This window comes from Chitinophaga sancti (assembly GCF_034087045.1).
Classification (GTDB): Bacteria; Bacteroidota; Bacteroidia; order Chitinophagales; family Chitinophagaceae; genus Chitinophaga; species Chitinophaga sancti_B.
In genome coordinates this window covers 7,264,429-7,283,916 of the sequence record NZ_CP139247.1, presented here as the reverse complement: position 1 = coordinate 7,283,916, position 19,488 = coordinate 7,264,429, and the positions used below count along the sequence as shown (strand labels likewise).

Below are 19,488 nucleotides of genomic sequence, written 5' to 3'. Positions count from 1 at the left end.
CCGGGAAAATTATAACTACTGCCTGTCAAACAAGAATGGTACCATGCTTTTGACAGGCAGTAGTTTTTTACATACCATGATTATTGCTGAAATAATTGCTGTAATTTCTTATCCAGTTTTGCACCCCGTAGTTCTCTTGCTACAATCACGCCTTTGTTGTTGACCAACACATTAAAAGGGATGGCATTTACCTGGTAAAAAACAGGCAATTTATTATTACTGATTACATTTACCCATGGCAGCTGCAGCTCCTTTAGCGCTTTTACCCAGGTGTTTCTGAACATATCCATGGATATAGCATAGATGTTGAATCCCTGGGGATGATAACGGGCATATGCTTCTTTTAAGAATGGAAACTCCTGTCTGCAAGGTACACACCAGCTGGCCCACAGATCTATCAGGGTGTATTTATTTTGCTTTACGGTAGTGATGATATTCCTGGATTGTTTATTCGCATCCGACAGCAGCAGTGGTGAAATACTCCGTCCAACAGCGTATTGCATGGATTTGTCGATAACAGCCTTTACATTCATTCCGCTTGCTGATCGCTGTAATGGTGTATGCAGGTTGTTAAAGAGCTTAGCCGCTGTTTCTGCATCCATCCCATTTTTTATATCCTGCGACAGCACATATAAACTGAAGAATTGCTGGTTATTATGTTGGATATAGACTTCATCTTTCCTGAAGAGGATCTCATTTAAGGAATCTATTTTACTGTTCAGGATAGCGAGTGTATCCTGTGTGGACAACCCTGGGGTTACTTTGTCTTCAAGTTCCAGGTAGTTGAATGTATATGATAAAATCTGATCCAGGAGTGGTTTGTTGTCCTGTTGATATGTGTAATATGCCTGGTTAGTGATGGAGCCGTTGACGACAGATTGACTGATGTTGGTGCTGTTAATATCGAGCGTATAGTTGCCTTTTTCCGAGAAAAAGTAAAATTCATTGTTATCTCCCATAAAGGTCAAGCTAGTGAATTCCGGTTCATCTACCTGACCATGGTACACAAAGGTGCCTTTGTCTACAGGGATTGTATCGATAACAAGGTTTCCCGGGCTGTAACGTTTAAATAGCAATGTATCCTGTTTAATTCCGCTCACCTTTCCTGAGATAGAAAATGGATGGGATGTTTGCTGTGCCTGCAATGCTGTGATGCAGGCGAGCAGGGGAAAAAACAGATAGATCGTTTTGGTCATACGATTCATTTTAGTAGCCTGTGTTTTGCATTAATGATGAATTTTTTATGTCGCTAAGGGGAATAGGAAACAGTGTATATTTCTCGTTCCATATACCAGGTTTAAAACTTCCCAGTACAGTATTGATACTATTATTCCGTTTCAGGCTGATCCATCTGTCTGCCCATTCAAAGCAGAGTTCTTTACGTCTTTCTTCAATGATAGCATCGGTAAGATCCTGCCCATTGAGAGAGGAGGGCAGGTTGTCAATGCCGGCTCTCTGACAAAGCAGGTTCGCATCGTCCAGGGCTTGTTCATTTTGTTGCAGACGTGCATAGGCTTCTGCCCTGTTGAGCAGCACTTCATCCAGTTTAAACATCACCAGATATTCTGCTGGGCCGCCATCGTCATAACCGTTATTCAGGTACTTATTGTTGACAAAAATAAGCGTGCCTGTTCCATCATCTTCCTGCTTAATAAAACGGTCCCTGCGGGCATCGTTTTCATCAAAGGCGCTATACAGACTGCCGTTACTATCATGTGTAACGCCATAGGTTGTGCCTGGGTCATTGCTTGCCTGTCCAACGGATGAAAAATTATATTGGTTCCATAACTGCATAATCGTTTCGCTACTGGATGCATTGAACATATCATTCAGTGAAGCCAGGGCATACCTGTTGTCGTTGAGGACTATGCTGGCGGCATTGATCGCTTCCTGATAATCTCCTTTTGCGAGTGCTACCCTTGCCATAAGGGCATTTACGGCGGCGCGGTTAAAATGGAAGCGTCCTGTTGTTGGGTAATCTTCAGATACCAGAGAATCTGCCAGTTTCAGGTCTGTCATACAATAAGTAAGGATGCTATCGGTGCCTGTTCTTGTATAATGACTGGTGACGGCATAATTCCCATCAGTAACGTAAGGCAATGGACCATAGAAAGCCGCGAGGTAATAATAGAAGAAAGCGCGCCATGCCAGTGCTTCTCCTTTACATTGTTTTTTATAGCTGGCAGACATTCCGGTAGAGGCATCTACACCCGCTATAATACTGTTCGCGTAATAAATATACCTGTAGAAGTTAGTCCAGTAATCGTTGGTCGGTGCGTCTATGGGACGAAGCTGATAGTTGTAAAGCACGTAACCAGCGGAACCGGAAACTGCCTGGTAGCTCAAAGGTTCCATATCATCACTGATGTAAGATAGATCCAGGTGTATACCATAAGAGAGGGTGCCGCTATTTGCAAACTCACCGTAAATTCCTGCCAGCTGTAATGCTGCCAGCGAGTCGTTTGAAAATGCTTTCTCTTCATTGAGAATATATTTGGGTGTTACCTCCAGTGCTTTGTTGCATGAGGTGATAATCCATGACACGACTAACAATGGAAGAAAAGACAAAAGAATATGATGAATGCGATTATTTTTCATAATGACTACTGGTTTAAAATGCAGACCTGATACCTAAAGTGAATGCTCTTAAATTCGGCATTTTCATACCTGTTTCCGGGTCGAAGCCGGGGTTGGATGTAAATGTCCAGAGGTTGTTCACTAATGCATAAATATTTAACCGGGTAATGTGTATTTTTTTGAACCATTTTTCGGGCAGCTGGTAGTTGGCCGAAACGCTTGATACGCGCAGGAAACTGCGAGCGTAGTAGGCCGCAAGGGAGTTGTTATAATAGTAGAAGCTACCGTCATTGTTCCCCGCTGCAGATGCTTTCGGGAATTTTTTTACATCTCCCGGTTGCTCCCATACATTGCCGTATACGATCGCAGGCTGGTTGTAGATGGAGCCGGGTTTGAATTCATAAAACTGTGAATAATCCTGGTTTTTAAAGCTTAGAAAAACGTCCAGTGTAAAGTTTTTGTAAGTAAACCTGTTATCTATTCCTCCTGTATAATGGGGTAGGGAGGACCCCAGATAGGTATAATCATAATCAGGTGAAATAACGCCATCTTTATTGACATCGTCTACAGTTACCGTCCCATCTGCAGGATTTACGACGGCATTCTTGTAACCGAGGATGGGTGAGATAGATTTATTGAGAAAAAACTGTGAACGATAAGGTGAGTTTTCAAGCCCTGGGAAAGCAACGAGTTTATTCCGTGCAAAAGATATATTGAAACTACTGGTCCAGCTAAAATTTTTCTTCTTTACTGGATCTATCTGGAAGGTCATTTCAACACCTGAATTTTCAATAAGGGCATTTAAATTGGCAGCCACATTGTCGTTGCCGACAAATGAAGGGAGTGTATATGCTACCAGTTGATTACCTGACCTATTGCGGAAGTAATCTACTGTCAGCATGATTCTATCTTTCCAGGCACCCAGCTCTAATCCTATATCAATTTTACGGGTGGTCTCCCACTGGTATTTATCATTGAAGAGATTATTAGCATGATAACCCTGAACATTTTCGTAGGGTGTTTGTGAAAGGACGTAATTGACAAAATATTGATAATCGCCAATTGCATCACTACCGGTTATACCGTAGCTGGCTCTCAGTTTTGCAAAACTGATCGCTGGTTTCATCCATTGAAAGAAATGTTCTGATGAGAAGTTCCAGGCAGCGCCGACGGAACCGAAGTTGCCATACTTTCTACCTGGTCCAAAGCGGGATGAACCATCTCTGCGCCCGGTGAGGTTCAGGACATATTTCTCGTCATAGTTATAGGAGACGCGTGTAAAACCGCTCAGGAATTTATAGGTGCCTTCTGCGTAGTAATAGTTGACTGCCTGGGCTTTTGAAAAATCGGTCAGCTCATCATCCTTTGTGAACCCGGTTGCATATTGTGACTTCGATTCGTGAAGGGTTCTCATGTAAGTTCCTCCCAGTAAAACATCCACATGGTTTTTGCCGCTGGTGAAGTTATATGTTAACTGAGGTTCAATATTGAGCGTGTAGGTTACGTTATTCCCTTTTTGTGCATTCGCCAGTGCACCGTTGCCGGGAGGTTGTGCTGCCAGTGGGTTTTTCCCAAATTCATTTAGCTGCATGTGATTATAGCCGGCAGTTATCTTAGCTTCCCAACCTTTACCAAGCAGGTAGCTGGCATTGACGCTGCTGGTGAATGACCGGGTTTGATTGTAAAAGGTACTTAGTTGAGCGGCGATGGGGTTTGCGACAGTATTAGCCAACGACCAGTTAAGGCTACCATCAGCATTGTATAGACTGAAATTGGGAGGTAATGAGATGAAGCTGGTTAGTGACATGGGAATTACATCGTTGTGGTCCGTTGAGTAGCCAAGAACCACATTGGACTGCAGTTTTCCATCTTTTGAGGTATGACTTCCGGAGAAAGAAAAATTCCCTTTGCGAAGCCCTGAACGGCTATTATAGATGGTAGATTGTGAGCCATACCCTGCAGCCAGCCGGAAACTGTTGTAGTTACCGCCAGCACTTACAGAAAACTGAACATTATGCATAAGGGCTGCTTTGTTAAAATATTCTTTTTGCCAGTCATGATTGATGGTAGAATCCCACAGTACCAGGTCGGGAGCATTTGTACTGTCTATATCCACGCCATCATTGGCAAAGCCTTGTCTGCGCATCGCCCTGTATTGTGTAATGTCAAGCATGGGTACATGTTTGGGTATTCTCTGCACGGTAGTGGAAGCATCCAGCGAAAATTGCAGACCGCTTCCGGTATTTTTTTTAGTGGTAATCAGAATGACGCCATTGGCTCCTCTTGCGCCATATATAGCAGTGGCATCTGCATCCTTTAAAACCTGTATGCTTTCGATTGAAGAGGGATCAATAGATTTAAAAGGGCTTTCACTATAGGTGGCAGTGGAAATGTTGGAAAGGGTATTGTTATTAAACGGAATGCCGTCAACAATAAATAATGGAGCAGTCACGCTGTAAGTCCCATTATTGGTAAGTCCCATCGAATTCACACCACGGATGTTGATACTGGAATAAGCACCTGCCAGCCCGCTACTGGGAGTCACTACTAATCCGGGTACCCGGCCAGCAAGTGCCTGTAGTGGGTCCATGGTAGCCGTTTTTTCAATGTCTTTTGCGGTAATTTTAACGCTGGCACCCGTATTCAGCCGTTTGTTAACTGTTTGGCCGTAAGCAAGAACGACTACTTCGTCCAGTGCATTATCGGCAGTAGACATTTTAAACTTCATTTCAGGCTGACTGATAACGGCGATCAACTGATCGTATCCCATATAGTTCAATTGTATGGAGTCACCGGCTTCCATATCAGGTATCGTAATATTCCCCTGTTTGTCAGCCATTAAAAACTTCTGCAGTCGGGGTATATAAACAAATACTTCTGGTATGGGTTGATCATCCTCGTCGGTAATAAGTGCGGAGAAGGTAAACTTTTGCCCCGGTGGAGGAGTCGTAAGTTTTATCACCACATTTTTGTCTATGATTTTGTATTGAATAGGAATAAACTTTTGACAATACTGGAGAACGCCGTACAAGGGTGTATCGTTAATATCTATGTCGAAAATTTTCTTATCCATTTCGTGTGGATCATAGACAAACGTATAACCGGTTTGCCTGGAAACCTCATTAATTACTTTAGGCAGCGTAGTCTGATGTAAATGTAGCGTCACGTTCTGTGCCTGGAGGCATGTACTGAATAGCAGGCCTGCCATGCAGGCACAGGAGAAGAATAGAAATTTCATGAAAGCTTAGATAATGGTTGGTTGATGTTATTGTGCAGGTACAACGATGGTCTGATCTTCTATATAAAAATCAATTCCGTCGTAACGAAGTAATTCACGTAACTGCGATAATCTGATGTTGCGATGTATTTGTCCACTGATGCGTTTATCAGGAATAGATCCTTCGAAACGGATATCAGCCTTGTACCAACGGGCTATTTCTTCCAGAGCATCTTTCACTGGCGTGTTATCAAAGCTGAAAAGGCCATTTTTCCATCCTACAGCCAGTGAGGTATCTGCTGGCACGGCTGTAACGCTGATACGCTGATCCTGGAATACTGTCTGTTGGCTGGGATGTACTACCAGTGCCTCCGTAGGTTTACGCGAATCGTACACCCTGATTTTGCCTTCGAGTAAGGTAGTAACGATACTATCCTCGCTATGGTAGGCATTGATATTAAAATGCGTGCCCAGTACTTCGACATTTTGATGCCCTGTTTTCACTATAAACGGATGCCTGGCATCTGTAGCAATCTCAAAATAAGCTTCTCCTGTTAACAACACCTCACGTGTTTTGCTGGTGAACTGTACAGGATAACGGAGGGAAGAAGCATTATTCAGCCACACGATTGTGCCATCTGCGAGTATGATACGGTATTTGTTACCAGCCTTTGTTTGCAGCGTATGCAAGGCCGGGGTATTGGGAGCGTAGCCTGTAGAGTTGGGAGCATAACGGAGCGTACCATCCGGCGAAGCAATAATTGAGTTATTGCCATCAGTCAGTTGGAGATGCTGGTTTTCCGAAAGCTTTACTTCCCTGCCATCAGAGAGGGTGAGGACTACATTCGCCTTACCGGGCAGCATGTCATTTGCCTGCAAGGCAATATGGGGTAGATCTGATTGCTTACGATGATAGCTGAATATGAGTACAACGAGTAATACAAGTGGCAGCCCTAATAGCATAGCCTGACGGATACGCCGGTTGCGCAAAGGTCTTTTGCGACGGGAGGTCACAGGCTCCTGCAAGGTATGCATCAATTGATTAAATAACATTTCCTTCCGGCTATCTGGCACATCGGCACCAGCATGCGGCCACCATTCATCCAGGGCAGAAAATGTTTCGCGGTTATCCCGGATATCCTGCAATAGCTGATCCCATTCTTCTTTTGACAGGTTACCGTGAATAAAGGCATCCAATAGATTTTTGGTTGATTTTTCCATTTTATCCTCATTAAAAACTAAACGGTCTACCTATAATGACGGTGAAAAGAAGGGCAGTAACTAATGGAATTTAAAAATTAATGGATTTTATGTAAAAAGATCAGGAGGGTGATAATATCCACCTGTAGTAACAGATGGTTGCGGAGGAATTTTTGTGCGTCAGTCAGGTGATTGTTAATAGTGGCTTTGGATAGGCCGGTCAGTTTACTGATTTGTTCATGGGTCATGCCGGCTTCTCTGCTCAGTAGAAATATTTTTTTGCGCTGAGGAGACAGCATGTTGATGGCATTCATTAAAGCGGTATTGAATTCACGCTGGCACAGTTGATAATCTGCCATTTCAGACTCGGTGAGTTCCTGTGAGTGTATCCAGGTTTCATCCTGTATTTCAGGTTTATTGGCTACGGAGCGTAGATAGTCGATCGCTTTATTCCGGGCTATCCTGAAGAAAAAGGCGTCGATATTCTGTACCTGGGGCAGCATGTCGCGTGCTAACCAGATTTTGGTCAATACGTCCATGGCCACTTCTTCCGCAACGGCCGGGAATTTGATAATAGGATTCAGATAACCTGTTAGTTTTGGCAAATAAGCATTAAATAGCCGCCTGAAGGCTTCTTCATTTCCCTGTGCTATCAACAATAATAAGTCTTTGTCTATTGCAGCATCCAATGGCAATTTTTTTTGCGAAACAAGAATTTTCTGAAATCTGTTTAAACCGATCTACAACCTGAAATGCCCCGATGAGGTGCGAACAGCGGGAAAAGATAATTTTGGTGTATCATTATGAGCGCTGGAAATATTACCCCGTGAACCAGCTCTTTTTTTAAGAATGACGTTGAAAAAATGTAATATAACTAATGCCATCAAAAAAAAGTTGGCCTAATTCAATTTTCGAAAAGATAGCGCCTGCATTTTATGTATATGCAGGCGCTGCTATCATCCCAGGAACTCGGTTTTTACCGTTTCCCCGAAAAAGATATTTGTCAGCTTTTCAAAGATAACCGGATCATCTGTAGTAAAGAATCTGCGGTTACCATTTTTACTTAATCTTGTCTCCATTTCAGGATGCCTTTGCAGATAATCCTTCAGGCTATGAGATACGATCTTTCCCTGAGACAATAAAGTAATACCACCTGGTAAAAACTGTCTGATCTTTTTGGTAAGGATCGGATAATGTGTGCAGGCTAATACCAGCGTATCGATATTGGGGGCACTCGTCAGGATTTCATCCAGGTATTTCTTTACAAAATAATCAGCCCCTTCACTATCAGCCTCTCCATTTTCAATCAAAGGCACCCACATCGGACAAGCCAACTGATGTACTTTCACATGTGGAAAGAACTTTTTGATCTCGATAGGATACGATTCCGAGCTCACCGTGCCTTTTGTCGCCAATATCCCTACTTCGCCAGTCTGGGTGAGTGTACCTACCATTTCGGTAGTCGGCCTGATCACCCCTAACACCCTGCGGTCCGGTGCAATGTTCGGCAGGTCTTTTTGCTGAATGGTGCGGAGTGCTTTGGCAGAGGCCGTATTACAAGCCAGCACTACCAAAGGACAGCCCATGTCAAAAAGCTGCTGTACACATTCCAGTGTGTAGGTATGAATGGTTTCAAATCCCCTGTTGCCATAGGGGGCACGGGCGTTGTCGCCCAGGTAGATATAATCGTATTGTGGCAGTGAAGCGATGATCTCTTTGAGCACCGTGAGTCCTCCATAGCCGGAGTCGAATACGCCAATTGGGCCAGTTGTCATTTCTTTATTTTTTCATCAATCCTGTACCAGTCAGATCATAGATTTCCTGAATTTCATGCAGGACTTTTTCGAAATCGATCTTCAGATCTATCAGTTCCCCGTTTTTCAGGTCATACACCCAGCCATGTACGGTAGGGAACTTATTCTGTAGGTAGGATTGCTGTACGGCGGCAGTTTTGATAACATTCACACATTGCTCCTGTACATTTAGTTCTACCAGGCGATTGTAGCGTGCATGTTCGTCTTCGATGTCGTTCAGCTCCTCTTTGTGCAGGCGGTATACGTCGCGGATATTGCGGAGCCATGGATTGAGCAGACCGAGGTCGGCAGATTGCATCGCTGCTTTTACACCTCCGCAGTTGTAGTGGCCACATACGATGATGTGTTTTACCTGCAGGTGGCGAACGGCGTAATTGATGACTGCCATTACGTTCAGGTCAACGTTATTGACCAGATTGGCTACATTTCTGTGAACGAAGACTTCACCGGCATCCAGCCCCATGATCTCATTGGTGGGGACCCGGCTATCGCTACAGCCTATGTAGAGGTAGTCTGGTTTCTGCTCGTTTGCCATTTTTTCAAAAAATTCCTTGTCGGTAGCAGTTTTAGAGGCTATCCAACGTCTGTTGTTCTCGAAGATCTCGTCGTATTTAGTCATGGCGAAAGTGAATTAAGGTGGATCAATGCAGGGGTTAAAATTAATGTATTAGCATGAGAAGAAAAATTACCCATGTAAATGGCTTTGGCTCTTGTTAAAAGTCCTTTGTTTTTGGGTGTTGACCTGCTGCAGGCTTAAATTTTGATTAATGCGATAAAATATTGAAACCGTATATTTTTTCGTAACTTTGCGCCTTAAATTTCTTTAGCCAGCATGATCAGTGTTAAAAACGTATCGCTTTCTTTTGGAAAAAGAGTGTTGTTTGATGAAGTTAACCTCAACTTTACCAAAGGCAACTGTTATGGTGTAATCGGTGCAAATGGCGCCGGTAAGTCTACTTTCCTGAAAATACTTTCAGGCGAGATCGATCCCACCAAAGGAACAGTGGAAATCACCCCTGGTGAACGCATGTCCGTACTGAAACAGAACCACTTTGAGTTTGACGAGGTGACTGTGTTGAATACCGTCTTAATGGGTAACAAGAAACTCTGGGAGATCGCTCATGAGAGAGATACGATCTATGCCAAGGAAGACTTTACCGAAGAGGATGGTATGCGTGCAGGTGAGCTGGAAGCGGAATACGGTGAAATGGGTGGTTATACTGCGGAGAGTGATGCAGGTACCCTGCTGGGCGATCTGGGTGTAAATGCAGATCTGCATGCTGTACTGATGAAGGACCTGAGTGGTAGCTTAAAAGTACGTGTACTGCTGGCACAGGCACTGTTTGGTAATCCTGACATCCTGCTGCTGGATGAGCCTACCAACCACCTTGATGTGGAAACCATCGGTTGGTTGGAGAACTTCCTGGCTGATTATGAAAACATCGTGATCGTGGTATCCCATGACCGTCACTTCCTGGATGCGGTATGTACCCACGTGGCGGACGTAGACCGCGCCAAGATTCAGATCTTCTCCGGTAACTATACCTTCTGGTACGAGTCTTCCCAGTTGATGGCCCGCCAGATTGCCGATAAGAACAAGAAAATGGAAGATAAGCGTAAAGACCTGATGGACTTCATTGCCCGATTCAGTGCGAACGCTTCCAAAAGTAAACAGGCGACCTCCCGTAAGAAAGCCCTGGAAAAACTGGTTATCGAAGACATTCAGCCTTCTAACCGTAAGTACCCGGGTATCATCTTCAAGCAACAGCGTGAGGTAGGTAACCAGATCCTGAATGTAGAGAAACTCGAAAAATCTATTGAAGGCAACAAACTGTTCGGCGATGTTACCTTTACTGTGAACAAGGGCGATAAGATCGCTTTCCTTTCCAAGGATCACGTAGCGCTGAGTACATTCTTCGAAATCATCAATGGTGAAGATAAGGCTGATGGTGGTAAATTTGAGTGGGGTACAACTGTAACCACTGCCTACCTGCCAAATGACAACGCCCAGTTCTTTACTGATAACAATATTAATCTGATGGACTGGCTGCGTCAGTTCGTGCCTCCGCATGTAACAGATGTGGATGAGCCGTTCCTGCGTGGTTTCCTGGGTAAGATGCTATTCAGTGGTGATGAGATCATGAAGAAGACCAGTGTACTGAGTGGTGGTGAAAAAGTACGTTGTATGACCAGCCGCATGATGCTGCAGGATCCAAACGTAGTCATACTGGATGAGCCTACCAACCACCTGGACCTGGAAAGTATCCAGTCATTCAACGAAAGCATGATCAACTTTAAAGGTATCGTGTTGTTTACAACCCATGACCATACGTTCATGCAGTCCGTAGCAAACCGTATCATCGAAATTACGCCGAAGGGTGTGATTGACAGGCTGATGAGCTTTGATGAATACCTGGCTGACGAAAGAGTGAAGGCGATGAGAGAAGAAATGTATGGTGGTAAAGTACAATTAGCTTAATCACAACAGATTATAAAGAGAAACGCCGGCAGAACGCCGGCGTTTTTTTATCGTATTGTCCATTCCATAATCTGGTTCAGGTCCTCAGGCAAGTACATCGGTGATCACTTTCATCTTCATCGGGTCTAAGGGCTTGGTAATGTAGGCCATTAGCTCAGGTGTGCGTTGTACTTTTTGCATATCCCGCATGTCCATAGATGAAGAGCACATGATGATGGGAATATGTTGATTGAGGGTCGGTATAATCGTTTTAAAGGCTTCAATGAAGTCCCATCCATTCATACGTTGCATGTTCATGTCCAGGATGATTAAGGAAGGCAGCATGTATTTTGGCTGGTCTTGTAACTGAGCCAGCGCATCTTCTGCGCAGAGGAAGCTGGTGATTTCCAGATTGTCGGCTTGTTGTTCCAACATCTTTTTCAGGATGAAATGAAAGATCTCATCATCGTCTACGACGTACACCTGCTTCGTGTTTTCCTGCATAATCGGTTCCTGTATTTTAACACTGTTTGTTGAACTCAATCCCAATAACATACACTATAAGATAGGAGGGGGACACATGGTGATGCAAGGTTATGCATTCCCCGGTTTTCACATGAAATTGCAACCTTTTGGGCATGGGTTTCCATCTATACCATAAAAGATTAGTGCAAAGATGGGGGAATTAATTAGAATTTTATATATGTCTTTTTCCAAATAACTAATCATTAACAAAATGATTGTTGTGTTAACTTGGAAAGGAGTGCTATCTTTTTCTTAAATAAAAAGTCCCGGCATCATAAGACACCGGGACCCATTTAATAATATATAGAAGAAAACTACTAGAACAGTCCGCCTTTCTTCAGCGTTACTTTACCCTGACCGATTTTGTAACCATCATGGTAGATTTCAACACTGTAATCACCAGGTTTGAAATCGGAGTTTTGTTTCCAGTCCATTACCACGGTCTGTTTCTGACCCAGGGTATAGGCTACAGTTTTCTTTGCAGTATACAGTTTTTCTGTACCATCGTCCAGTGTAAATCTGCCTGAGCCAAGGGCTTCAACAGCCAGTGGTGTACCATCAGGAGCGGAGATAGCAACATACAGTTCTTTGTTACCGGTTGGAGCAATTCTGTTCTCATCCAGGTCAAAGGTCACACGCATCATATCAGCGCGTTTTGCCTTGGATGTTTCTACTTCTTTACCATTCTTTTTCAGCATAATTGGCTGTAAATGAATGTTTGAAGCGTGTAATACGGAACCAAGATTTACTTTCTTGTTCAGGCTATCTTTGATAGAACCTACAGAGTCTCTTTCTTTACGTGCAGTATTACGTTCATCGGTAAGTACCAGTTTCTCACCTTCCAGTTTTTCGATCGTTTCCTGATAAGAACTGATATTTCCTTTCAGTTGTTCGATCAGACGACGAGCTTCAGCCAGCTGAGCCTGGGTAGCATTTTTGTTGGTCAAAATGCTATTGATTCTCGATTTCATGTCTGCAATTTCCTTATCTTTTGTTTTCACCAGACTATCCATACGGGTGTTCTGGGAGATCAGGTCATCGAGACGAGCGTTGGCTGCATTATATTCCTGCTGGAGTGCATCCCGTGAAGAAGAAATGGAATCAATCTGCGCAGTTTGTTGCGTTTGAATTTCGCTGGATTTATTTTTGTCATACAGCATGTAAATCCAGGTACCGGCCAGTGCTGCAATTAAAATACCATATATCAGTCCATTACGGCTTCTTGGTTTTTCAGATCCGGGAGAGCCCGAAGCAGGTTTGTTAAATGTGTTCTCAGTCATAGTCGTTATTATTTATTTAAGTTTAATTGTTATATGGTTAAAACTGATTATACAAATGTAAGCGTTAAATATACTTTAATTATAAAAATTTATAAACTGTTTTTCAACCGTGTTACCGAATATCGCATTAGATCAATTACTGCTGCTCGACATCGAGACAACACCTGCTGTTAAGGCTTTTGACTGTCTTCCGGAAAACATGCAATCGCTTTGGCTTGACAAAATCGCAAAAACTGCGCCAGATTCAGCCGGGGGGGAAGACCTATACGCTGACCGGGCGGGGATCTATGCCGAATTTGGAAAAATCGTGTGTATTTCTGTTGGATTTTTTACCGTAGAAAATGGTCGTTATCAATTACGTATCAAATCAATTTATCATGACGATGAAAAGGTTTTATTAAGTAGTTTTTTAGAATTGGTAAATAAGTTCTATATAAAAAATCCCAAATTCCAGTTTGCAGGTCACAACATCAAAGAATTTGATATTCCTTTTATTTGCAGGCGGTCTGTGATCCATCAGTTATCTTTGCCACCTGCTTTACAACTGCATAACCTCAAACCCTGGGAAGTACCTATGTTGGATACGATGCAGTTATGGCGGTTTGGCGACTTTAAAAACTATACTTCCCTGAAGTTATTAACAGCAATACTTGGTATACCGACGCCCAAAGATGATATCGATGGAAGTATGGTGGCAAAAGTATATTATGAAGAAGCCAATGGACTGGAAAGGATCGTTACCTATTGTCAGAAAGACGTGGTAGCGGTAGGTCAGCTCCTGATGCGGTTCAAGGGAGTGCCCCTGATGGAAGATGGGGATGTCGTATATATTAAATAATTTAGGGAATGGATTATCAGGATATAATAAAAGACTGGAAACAAAAGAAATTCAAGTCGTTATACTGGCTGGAAGGAGATGAAGACTTCTTTATCGATCAGGTGACCAACTATGCGGAGCATCACCTGCTGGATGAATCAGAGAAGGGATTCAACCTTACTGTTTTATATGGTAAGGAGACCTCCTGGAGTGCAGTGGTCAATGCCTGCAGACGGTACCCTATGTTTGCCGAAAGGCAGGTAGTGGTGCTGAAAGAGGCGCAGGCCATGAAGGATATCCTGAAACTGGAGGCGTATATCGATAAACCACTGGATTCCACCATTTTTGTGGTGGCACATAAACAGGGTAAGATCGATGGGCGCAGTAAGATGGCAAAACTGATAAAAGACAGAGGGGTACTACTCAGTACCAAGAAGATGTATGATAACCAGTTGCCGGGTTGGGTAGATGCATATGTGAATGGATTGGGCAGAGCCATCTCTCAGAAAGCAGGTATTCTGCTGGTAGATCATATTGGTAATGACCTGTCGCGCATGGCGAATGAGATTGAAAAACTGCTGGTGAACCTGGCGCCTGAAAAGAAGATTGATGAGAATGATATTGAGAAGTATGTAGGCATCAGTAAGGAATACAATGTATTTGAATTGCAGAATGCAATCGGCCAGAAGGATATGGGTAAGGTGATGCGTATTATCCAATACTTTGCCGCCAATCCGAAGGCAGGGCCTATACAAATGGTATTGCCGGCATTGTATAATTTCTTTAGTAAGATGAGCCAGCTCTTTGGTGTGAAAGGAGGGGAGAAGGAGATTGCAGCGGCGCTGGGCGTACATCCGTTTTTTGTAAAGGATTATATGGCGGCGGCAAGGCAATATGGGGTAGAGGGAACGGAGAAGGCGATATTGCTTTTACACCATTATAATCTAAGGAGCATCGGTATCAACGACAGTGGGGTAGAGGATGGAGAATTGATGAAAGAACTGGCGTATAAAATAATGAATTAAGCTGCATTCAGCATTAAGCCGGCCGCAGGCCAGGCCCAGAATCAAAACGCTTTTACCGAAGGTAAAAGCGTTTTGATTCTGTAATTTTTATCTTAACAATGCTTTCGCCTCGGCACTATCTTTATCCATTTGCGCTATCAGCGCTTCCACATTATCAAACTTCTGATTCGCCCTGATATAATTCACCATCTCTACCTTAATCACCTGATCATACAAATCCCCCTTAAAATCAAATATATGTGACTCCAGGCGCAAATCACTCCCATTAAAAGTTGGTCTTGTTCCAATACTCATCACCCCATTAAGAGATTGATCCTTCACATGTACCCGGATCGCATAAATGCCCTGAGCAGGTATCAGCTTCCGCTGATCTGGTAATAGGATATTCGCCGTCGGATACCCTAATTTCCTGCCCATCTTATCTCCATGCACCACCGTTCCTTCCAGAAAATACTGATAACCAAGCAATTCATTTGCCAGATGCACATTCCCTTCCTGCAAACTCTTCCTGATTTTGGTAGAACTTACTGTCAGATCATGCACAATCTGCTGCGGAATCTCAATCAAACTAAATCCATACTGGGTCTGTTCCGCTTCCAGCAATTCCAGCCCACCTTCGCGGTTATGCCCGAACCGGTGGTCGTAACCAATGATAATCGTATGTGGTTTGAATCTTTCTATCAGAAAATCCTCAAGGTAAGCCTGTGCCGAGAGCTCAGAAAACTCGCGGGTAAAAGGAACAATCACCAGGTGATCAATCCCCTGTGCCGACAGTAAAGCAATCTTTTCATCTAATGTGGTCAGGAGCCGGACAAGATTACTCCCCGGTTGCAGCACCTCCCTTGGATGAGGATCGAAGGTGACGATCACTGTCTCACCATCGCAGGCAGTGGCAGCCTGTTGTAATTGCCGGATGATGTGGCGGTGTCCGGTATGAACGCCGTCAAATGTTCCGATGGTAATAACTGCCCGCTTAAAAGCTGGCAATTGGGTAAGGTCCCTGTGTATGAGCATAATACGCCTTCGATATAAATATCTATGCAAATTACAACATTTCGATATAAATGATTGAAAGGGGGCGGTGCATTTTGATTATTCCTCCCGCCTGTTTTGATTATTCCTCCTGCTCCTGCGGCCTTTTTGAAAGTGAAGGGTTTGCGCGGGAAGGGGGAATCCGTTACTTTTGCACTTTGATTAATCACATTAAAATTAACTGGTGGATCAGAATATCTACGCCCAGCGCGGTGTTTCAGCTGGAAAAGAAGACGTGCACAATGCGATAAAGAACATTGACAAAGGCCTGTTTCCAAAAGCGTTCTGCAAAATTGTACCCGATATTCTCGGTGGACAGGCAGATTACTGCAATATCATGCATGCCGATGGTGCTGGTACCAAATCTTCTCTGGCTTATACTTACTGGAAAGAAACAGGTGACCTTTCTGTATGGAGAGGTATTGCACAGGATGCTATCATCATGAATATTGATGACCTGCTGTGCGTAGGTGCAACTGAAAATATCCTCCTGTCTTCTACCATTGGACGTAATAAAGGACTGATACCTGGTGAGGTGATTGCAGCCATTATCAATGGTACGGAAGAAATCCTGGAAGAACTGAGAGGGTATGGTATCTCCATTTTCTCTACAGGTGGTGAAACTGCGGATGTAGGAGATCTGGTACGGACCATCATCGTGGATTCTACCGTGACCTGCAGAATGAAGAGAGAAGACGTGATTTCCAATCATACCATTCAGGCGGGTGATGTGATTGTGGGATTGGCTTCTTATGGTCAGGCTTCTTACGAAACGGCTTACAATGGCGGTATGGGTAGCAATGGTCTGACTTCTGCCCGTCATGATGTATTTAATAAAACGATAGCGGAGAAATATCCGGAGAGCTATGATCCGGGCATTCCCTATGACCTGATATTCAGTGGTAAAAAAGCCCTGACAGATAAGGTAGAGGTACCGGGTTTTGGTAGTATTGATGCGGGTAAACTGGTATTGTCTCCAACCCGTACCTATGCACCGGTGATTAAGAAAGTGCTGGAAGGATATCGTGCACAGATACATGGTTTGGTACACTGTAGTGGTGGTGCGCAAACGAAAGTGTTGCACTTTGTTGACAACGTGCATGTGATGAAGGATAACCTGTTCCCGATTCCACCGTTATTTAGTCTGATACAGGAGCAATCAGGTACAGGATGGAAGGAGATGTACCAGGTGTTTAATATGGGACATAGAATGGAATTGTATGTACCTGAGGCAATAGCAGCGGATATTATTAAGATTAGTGAGGGCTTTAATATAGAAGCGAAGATAGTAGGAAGGGTAGAGGCGGCAGAGAAAAAGCAGGTGACAGTGAGGAGCGAAAAGGGTGAGTTTATTTATCACTAAAATGAAAGAGCGTTCACTAAATACAAGCGTGTTTTCTCAAGTAATATAAAAAAGGGGCTGATTGTGATCAGCCCCTTTTTTATAGAAAATTGAATATACTTTTATCTAAAACATCGGGTATACTTTCTTCTTCTTATTAGAATAGTATTCCTTCAGGCTGAATTCAATTGGAATATTACATTGCGCCGGAACACCCTTCCCATTTTTCATTGCAGGTTTCCACTTAGGCATAGACCTGACCAGCCTGATAGCCTCCATCTCCAAATGTCCACCCAACTTAGGACTTATCGTACTTACATTTTCAATTCCTCCTTCGCCATTGATCGTAAACAGAACAGTGACAGTGCCTTCTATACCAGATTCCAGTGCTTCCTGTGGGTATTGAAAGTTCTTTTTTAAGTACTTCACTAACCTATTATCGCCACCCGGAAATTCCGGAGGCACGTCTACTTTATAATAGACCGTTCCGGTCGAATCTGTGACGGGGGATTGGGCAAAGGTGTTGATAGAAATTGTGCTCAGATACAGAAATAATAGAGGTATGATGTGTCGCATAGTGGCGGCAAACTAAAGAAAATAATTATTTTTTACGCTTAGGAAGTACGAATCATATTTCCACCTCATACCTGATCGGCAAATTAAACACGACACTCACCTTCTTCCCCCCCTGTGCCCCTGCCTCCCATTTCGGCATCGCCTTCACCACCCTGATACTCTCTTCCTCCAACCCATATCCATGCTGCTTCCCCACCGTCTTTACATCATGTATCGCTCCATCCGCTCCCACTACAAACTGCACAAACACCGTTCCCTTTACACCAGCTTTCTGCGCCTCCTTAGGATAATGAATATGCTGCGACAGGTATTTCGCCAGCTCCCCCTCACCACCCTTATACACCGGTGGATGCTCCACAAAAGTAAATACCTCGTCCATGGCAGCAGGGCTGGTTACTGCCATGGTGGGTCGCTGACTACCCATAATCAGCAATAAAACAATAGCTATAGGGATAATAAAAGTCTTCTTTATAAATATGTAATTCGTCTTATCTGCAAGCAACATCGTGATCCTTCTCTTCACCGGCGATTGTCCAAACGTATTCACCCCTGGGAGGGAAGATGTCTGCAAGGCTGTTTGCAACAACAGCTTTGCATAGTCGGCCTGCATATCCGAAGCAGCTGCCTTATCTGCAATGAACTCATGCACCATCGCCAGCTCTCTCTTCATTAAATAAAAGAAAGGGTTGCACCAGCATACCGCACAAACCACCTCCATCCATAATTTATCTATGGTATGATATCCCTGTACATGCGCCAGTTCATGTCGCAATACAGGTTCCTCCAAACGATCATTCAAAAAGATCTGGTTAAAGAAAGAAAAAGGAGACTCCACAGCCGCATGCCGGATCATCCTGTACCCCGAATCCTCTTTTACTTCTCCCTGCAAAGCCAGTCGCCGTAGTTTCCGCCAGTTCAGAACTATGCGGCCCCCCAAAAAACTACCTACCAATATATATAAGGTATATAATAATGTCTCTACATTAAAAGAATCGCCTGATGTTGAAACAGGCCCCGAAGCATACGCCCTTACCTCCAGCATCTTCATCATCATACCCTGCTGTACAAAGGGAAACTGTATCAGCGGCAACACTAATGCAACCATTGGCGCCACCAGCAAAAAGATTCTATTCCATGTATGCAGGGTACTATTCTTCAATGCGATTGCATAATATCCATACAACACCCCTGAGCAGATCAATACCTTAATGATATACGGAAGCATCATTTTTTTTCAGCTTTTTTGATTTGTTCCAGCAGAGATTCTAATTCTAAGATGCTGAGATCGTTTTTTTTCACAAAAAAAGACACCATATTTTTAAAAGAACCCGCAAAGTAACCCTTCGCCATCTGCTGCAGCGTATTCTGACTATATGCTTCTTTGGTGATCAAAGGAAAATACTGATGAGACTTCCCGTACGCCTTAAAATCCACAAACCCTTTATCAATCAGGATCTTCACCAGGGTACTGATCGTATTATAATGTGGTTTGGGCTCCGGAAGGGTTTCAATAATGTCTTTTACAAAGGCAGGTCCTATCTGCCACAAGGCCTGCATAATCTGTTCTTCTGCTTTGGTCAATGTTTTTATCCCCGACATGTCGCTTAATTTATAATGTAAACTAA

The 19,488-nt window shown here is 43.6% G+C and carries 17 protein-coding genes; 4 read left to right on the top strand and 13 right to left on the bottom strand.

Annotated features, from left to right (window positions below; all coding sequences use genetic code 11):
• Window positions 1-80 precede the first annotated feature (80 nt).
• The 7 genes from SIO70_RS29100 to SIO70_RS29070 form a co-directional block, all read right to left on the bottom strand.
• Window positions 81-1,196 carry a TlpA disulfide reductase family protein gene (locus SIO70_RS29100; protein WP_320576838.1) on the bottom strand — a complete coding sequence of 372 codons (1,116 nt, stop codon included), beginning with the start codon at window positions 1,194-1,196 and terminating at the stop codon, window positions 81-83.
• A 10-nt stretch (window positions 1,197-1,206) separates the two neighbouring features.
• On the bottom strand, window positions 1,207-2,598 hold the full coding sequence (locus SIO70_RS29095) for a RagB/SusD family nutrient uptake outer membrane protein (RefSeq protein ID WP_320576836.1): 1,392 nt from the start codon (window positions 2,596-2,598) through the stop codon (window positions 1,207-1,209).
• A 13-nt stretch (window positions 2,599-2,611) separates the two neighbouring features.
• The gene (locus tag SIO70_RS29090) at window positions 2,612-5,815 is read right to left on the bottom strand and encodes a SusC/RagA family TonB-linked outer membrane protein (RefSeq protein ID WP_320576834.1); all 3,204 of its coding nucleotides are present in this window, start codon (window positions 5,813-5,815) and stop codon (window positions 2,612-2,614) included.
• Window positions 5,816-5,842: 27 nt separating this feature from the next.
• Window positions 5,843-7,015: a FecR family protein gene (locus SIO70_RS29085; protein ID WP_320576833.1), complete on the bottom strand. Its 1,173-nt coding sequence runs from the start codon at window positions 7,013-7,015 to the stop codon at window positions 5,843-5,845.
• A gap of 77 nt (window positions 7,016-7,092) precedes the next feature.
• Entirely contained in the window at window positions 7,093-7,683 is a 591-nt protein-coding gene (locus SIO70_RS29080) for an RNA polymerase sigma-70 factor (RefSeq protein ID WP_183288464.1), read from the bottom strand.
• A 267-nt stretch (window positions 7,684-7,950) separates the two neighbouring features.
• On the bottom strand, window positions 7,951-8,769 hold the full coding sequence (gene murI / locus SIO70_RS29075) for a glutamate racemase (RefSeq protein ID WP_320576829.1): 819 nt from the start codon (window positions 8,767-8,769) through the stop codon (window positions 7,951-7,953).
• 4 nt (window positions 8,770-8,773) lie between these two features.
• Window positions 8,774-9,427, bottom strand: a complete 654-nt coding sequence (locus SIO70_RS29070; protein ID WP_320576827.1) for a carbonic anhydrase — start codon at window positions 9,425-9,427, stop codon at window positions 8,774-8,776.
• Window positions 9,428-9,640: 213 nt separating this feature from the next.
• On the opposite strand from SIO70_RS29070, the gene SIO70_RS29065 reads away from it, so the two are divergent.
• A complete protein-coding gene (locus SIO70_RS29065; protein WP_320576825.1) occupies window positions 9,641-11,287 on the top strand; it encodes an ABC-F family ATP-binding cassette domain-containing protein in 1,647 nt (548 codons plus the stop codon).
• Window positions 11,288-11,371: 84 nt separating this feature from the next.
• On the opposite strand, the gene SIO70_RS29060 is transcribed toward SIO70_RS29065, so the two are convergent.
• On the bottom strand, window positions 11,372-11,770 hold the full coding sequence (locus SIO70_RS29060) for a response regulator (protein WP_320576823.1): 399 nt from the start codon (window positions 11,768-11,770) through the stop codon (window positions 11,372-11,374).
• A 338-nt stretch (window positions 11,771-12,108) separates the two neighbouring features.
• Window positions 12,109-13,071 carry a hypothetical protein gene (locus tag SIO70_RS29055; protein ID WP_320576821.1) on the bottom strand — a complete coding sequence of 321 codons (963 nt, stop codon included), beginning with the start codon at window positions 13,069-13,071 and terminating at the stop codon, window positions 12,109-12,111.
• 109 nt (window positions 13,072-13,180) lie between these two features.
• On the opposite strand from SIO70_RS29055, the gene SIO70_RS29050 reads away from it, so the two are divergent.
• Window positions 13,181-13,909 (top strand): ribonuclease H-like domain-containing protein, encoded by a 729-nt coding sequence (locus SIO70_RS29050; protein WP_320576819.1) that lies wholly within the window; start codon window positions 13,181-13,183, stop codon window positions 13,907-13,909.
• Window positions 13,910-13,917: 8 nt separating this feature from the next.
• Window positions 13,918-14,913, top strand: a complete 996-nt coding sequence (gene holA / locus SIO70_RS29045) for a DNA polymerase III subunit delta (protein WP_320576817.1) — start codon at window positions 13,918-13,920, stop codon at window positions 14,911-14,913.
• 87 nt (window positions 14,914-15,000) lie between these two features.
• On the opposite strand, the gene SIO70_RS29040 is transcribed toward holA, so the two are convergent.
• Window positions 15,001-15,927 carry a bifunctional riboflavin kinase/FAD synthetase gene (locus SIO70_RS29040; RefSeq protein WP_320576815.1) on the bottom strand — a complete coding sequence of 309 codons (927 nt, stop codon included), beginning with the start codon at window positions 15,925-15,927 and terminating at the stop codon, window positions 15,001-15,003.
• A gap of 202 nt (window positions 15,928-16,129) precedes the next feature.
• On the opposite strand from SIO70_RS29040, the gene SIO70_RS29035 reads away from it, so the two are divergent.
• Window positions 16,130-17,308: an AIR synthase related protein gene (locus SIO70_RS29035; protein ID WP_320576814.1), complete on the top strand. Its 1,179-nt coding sequence runs from the start codon at window positions 16,130-16,132 to the stop codon at window positions 17,306-17,308.
• 105 nt (window positions 17,309-17,413) lie between these two features.
• Here the strand turns inward: SIO70_RS29035 and SIO70_RS29030 are convergent, their stop codons facing one another.
• The 3 genes from SIO70_RS29030 to SIO70_RS29020 are packed head-to-tail and all read right to left on the bottom strand — an operon-like array spanning window position 17,414 to window position 19,462.
• Complete coding sequence (locus tag SIO70_RS29030; protein WP_320576812.1) at window positions 17,414-17,863, bottom strand: energy transducer TonB; 450 nt, start codon at window positions 17,861-17,863, stop codon at window positions 17,414-17,416.
• 52 nt (window positions 17,864-17,915) lie between these two features.
• On the bottom strand, window positions 17,916-19,091 hold the full coding sequence (locus tag SIO70_RS29025; protein WP_320576810.1) for a M56 family metallopeptidase: 1,176 nt from the start codon (window positions 19,089-19,091) through the stop codon (window positions 17,916-17,918).
• Window positions 19,088-19,462, bottom strand: coding sequence for a BlaI/MecI/CopY family transcriptional regulator (locus tag SIO70_RS29020; protein ID WP_083721504.1), 375 nt, complete (start codon window positions 19,460-19,462; stop codon window positions 19,088-19,090). Before SIO70_RS29020 ends, SIO70_RS29025 begins: the two co-directional genes overlap by 4 nt.
• Between the last annotated feature and the right edge of the window lie 26 nt (window positions 19,463-19,488).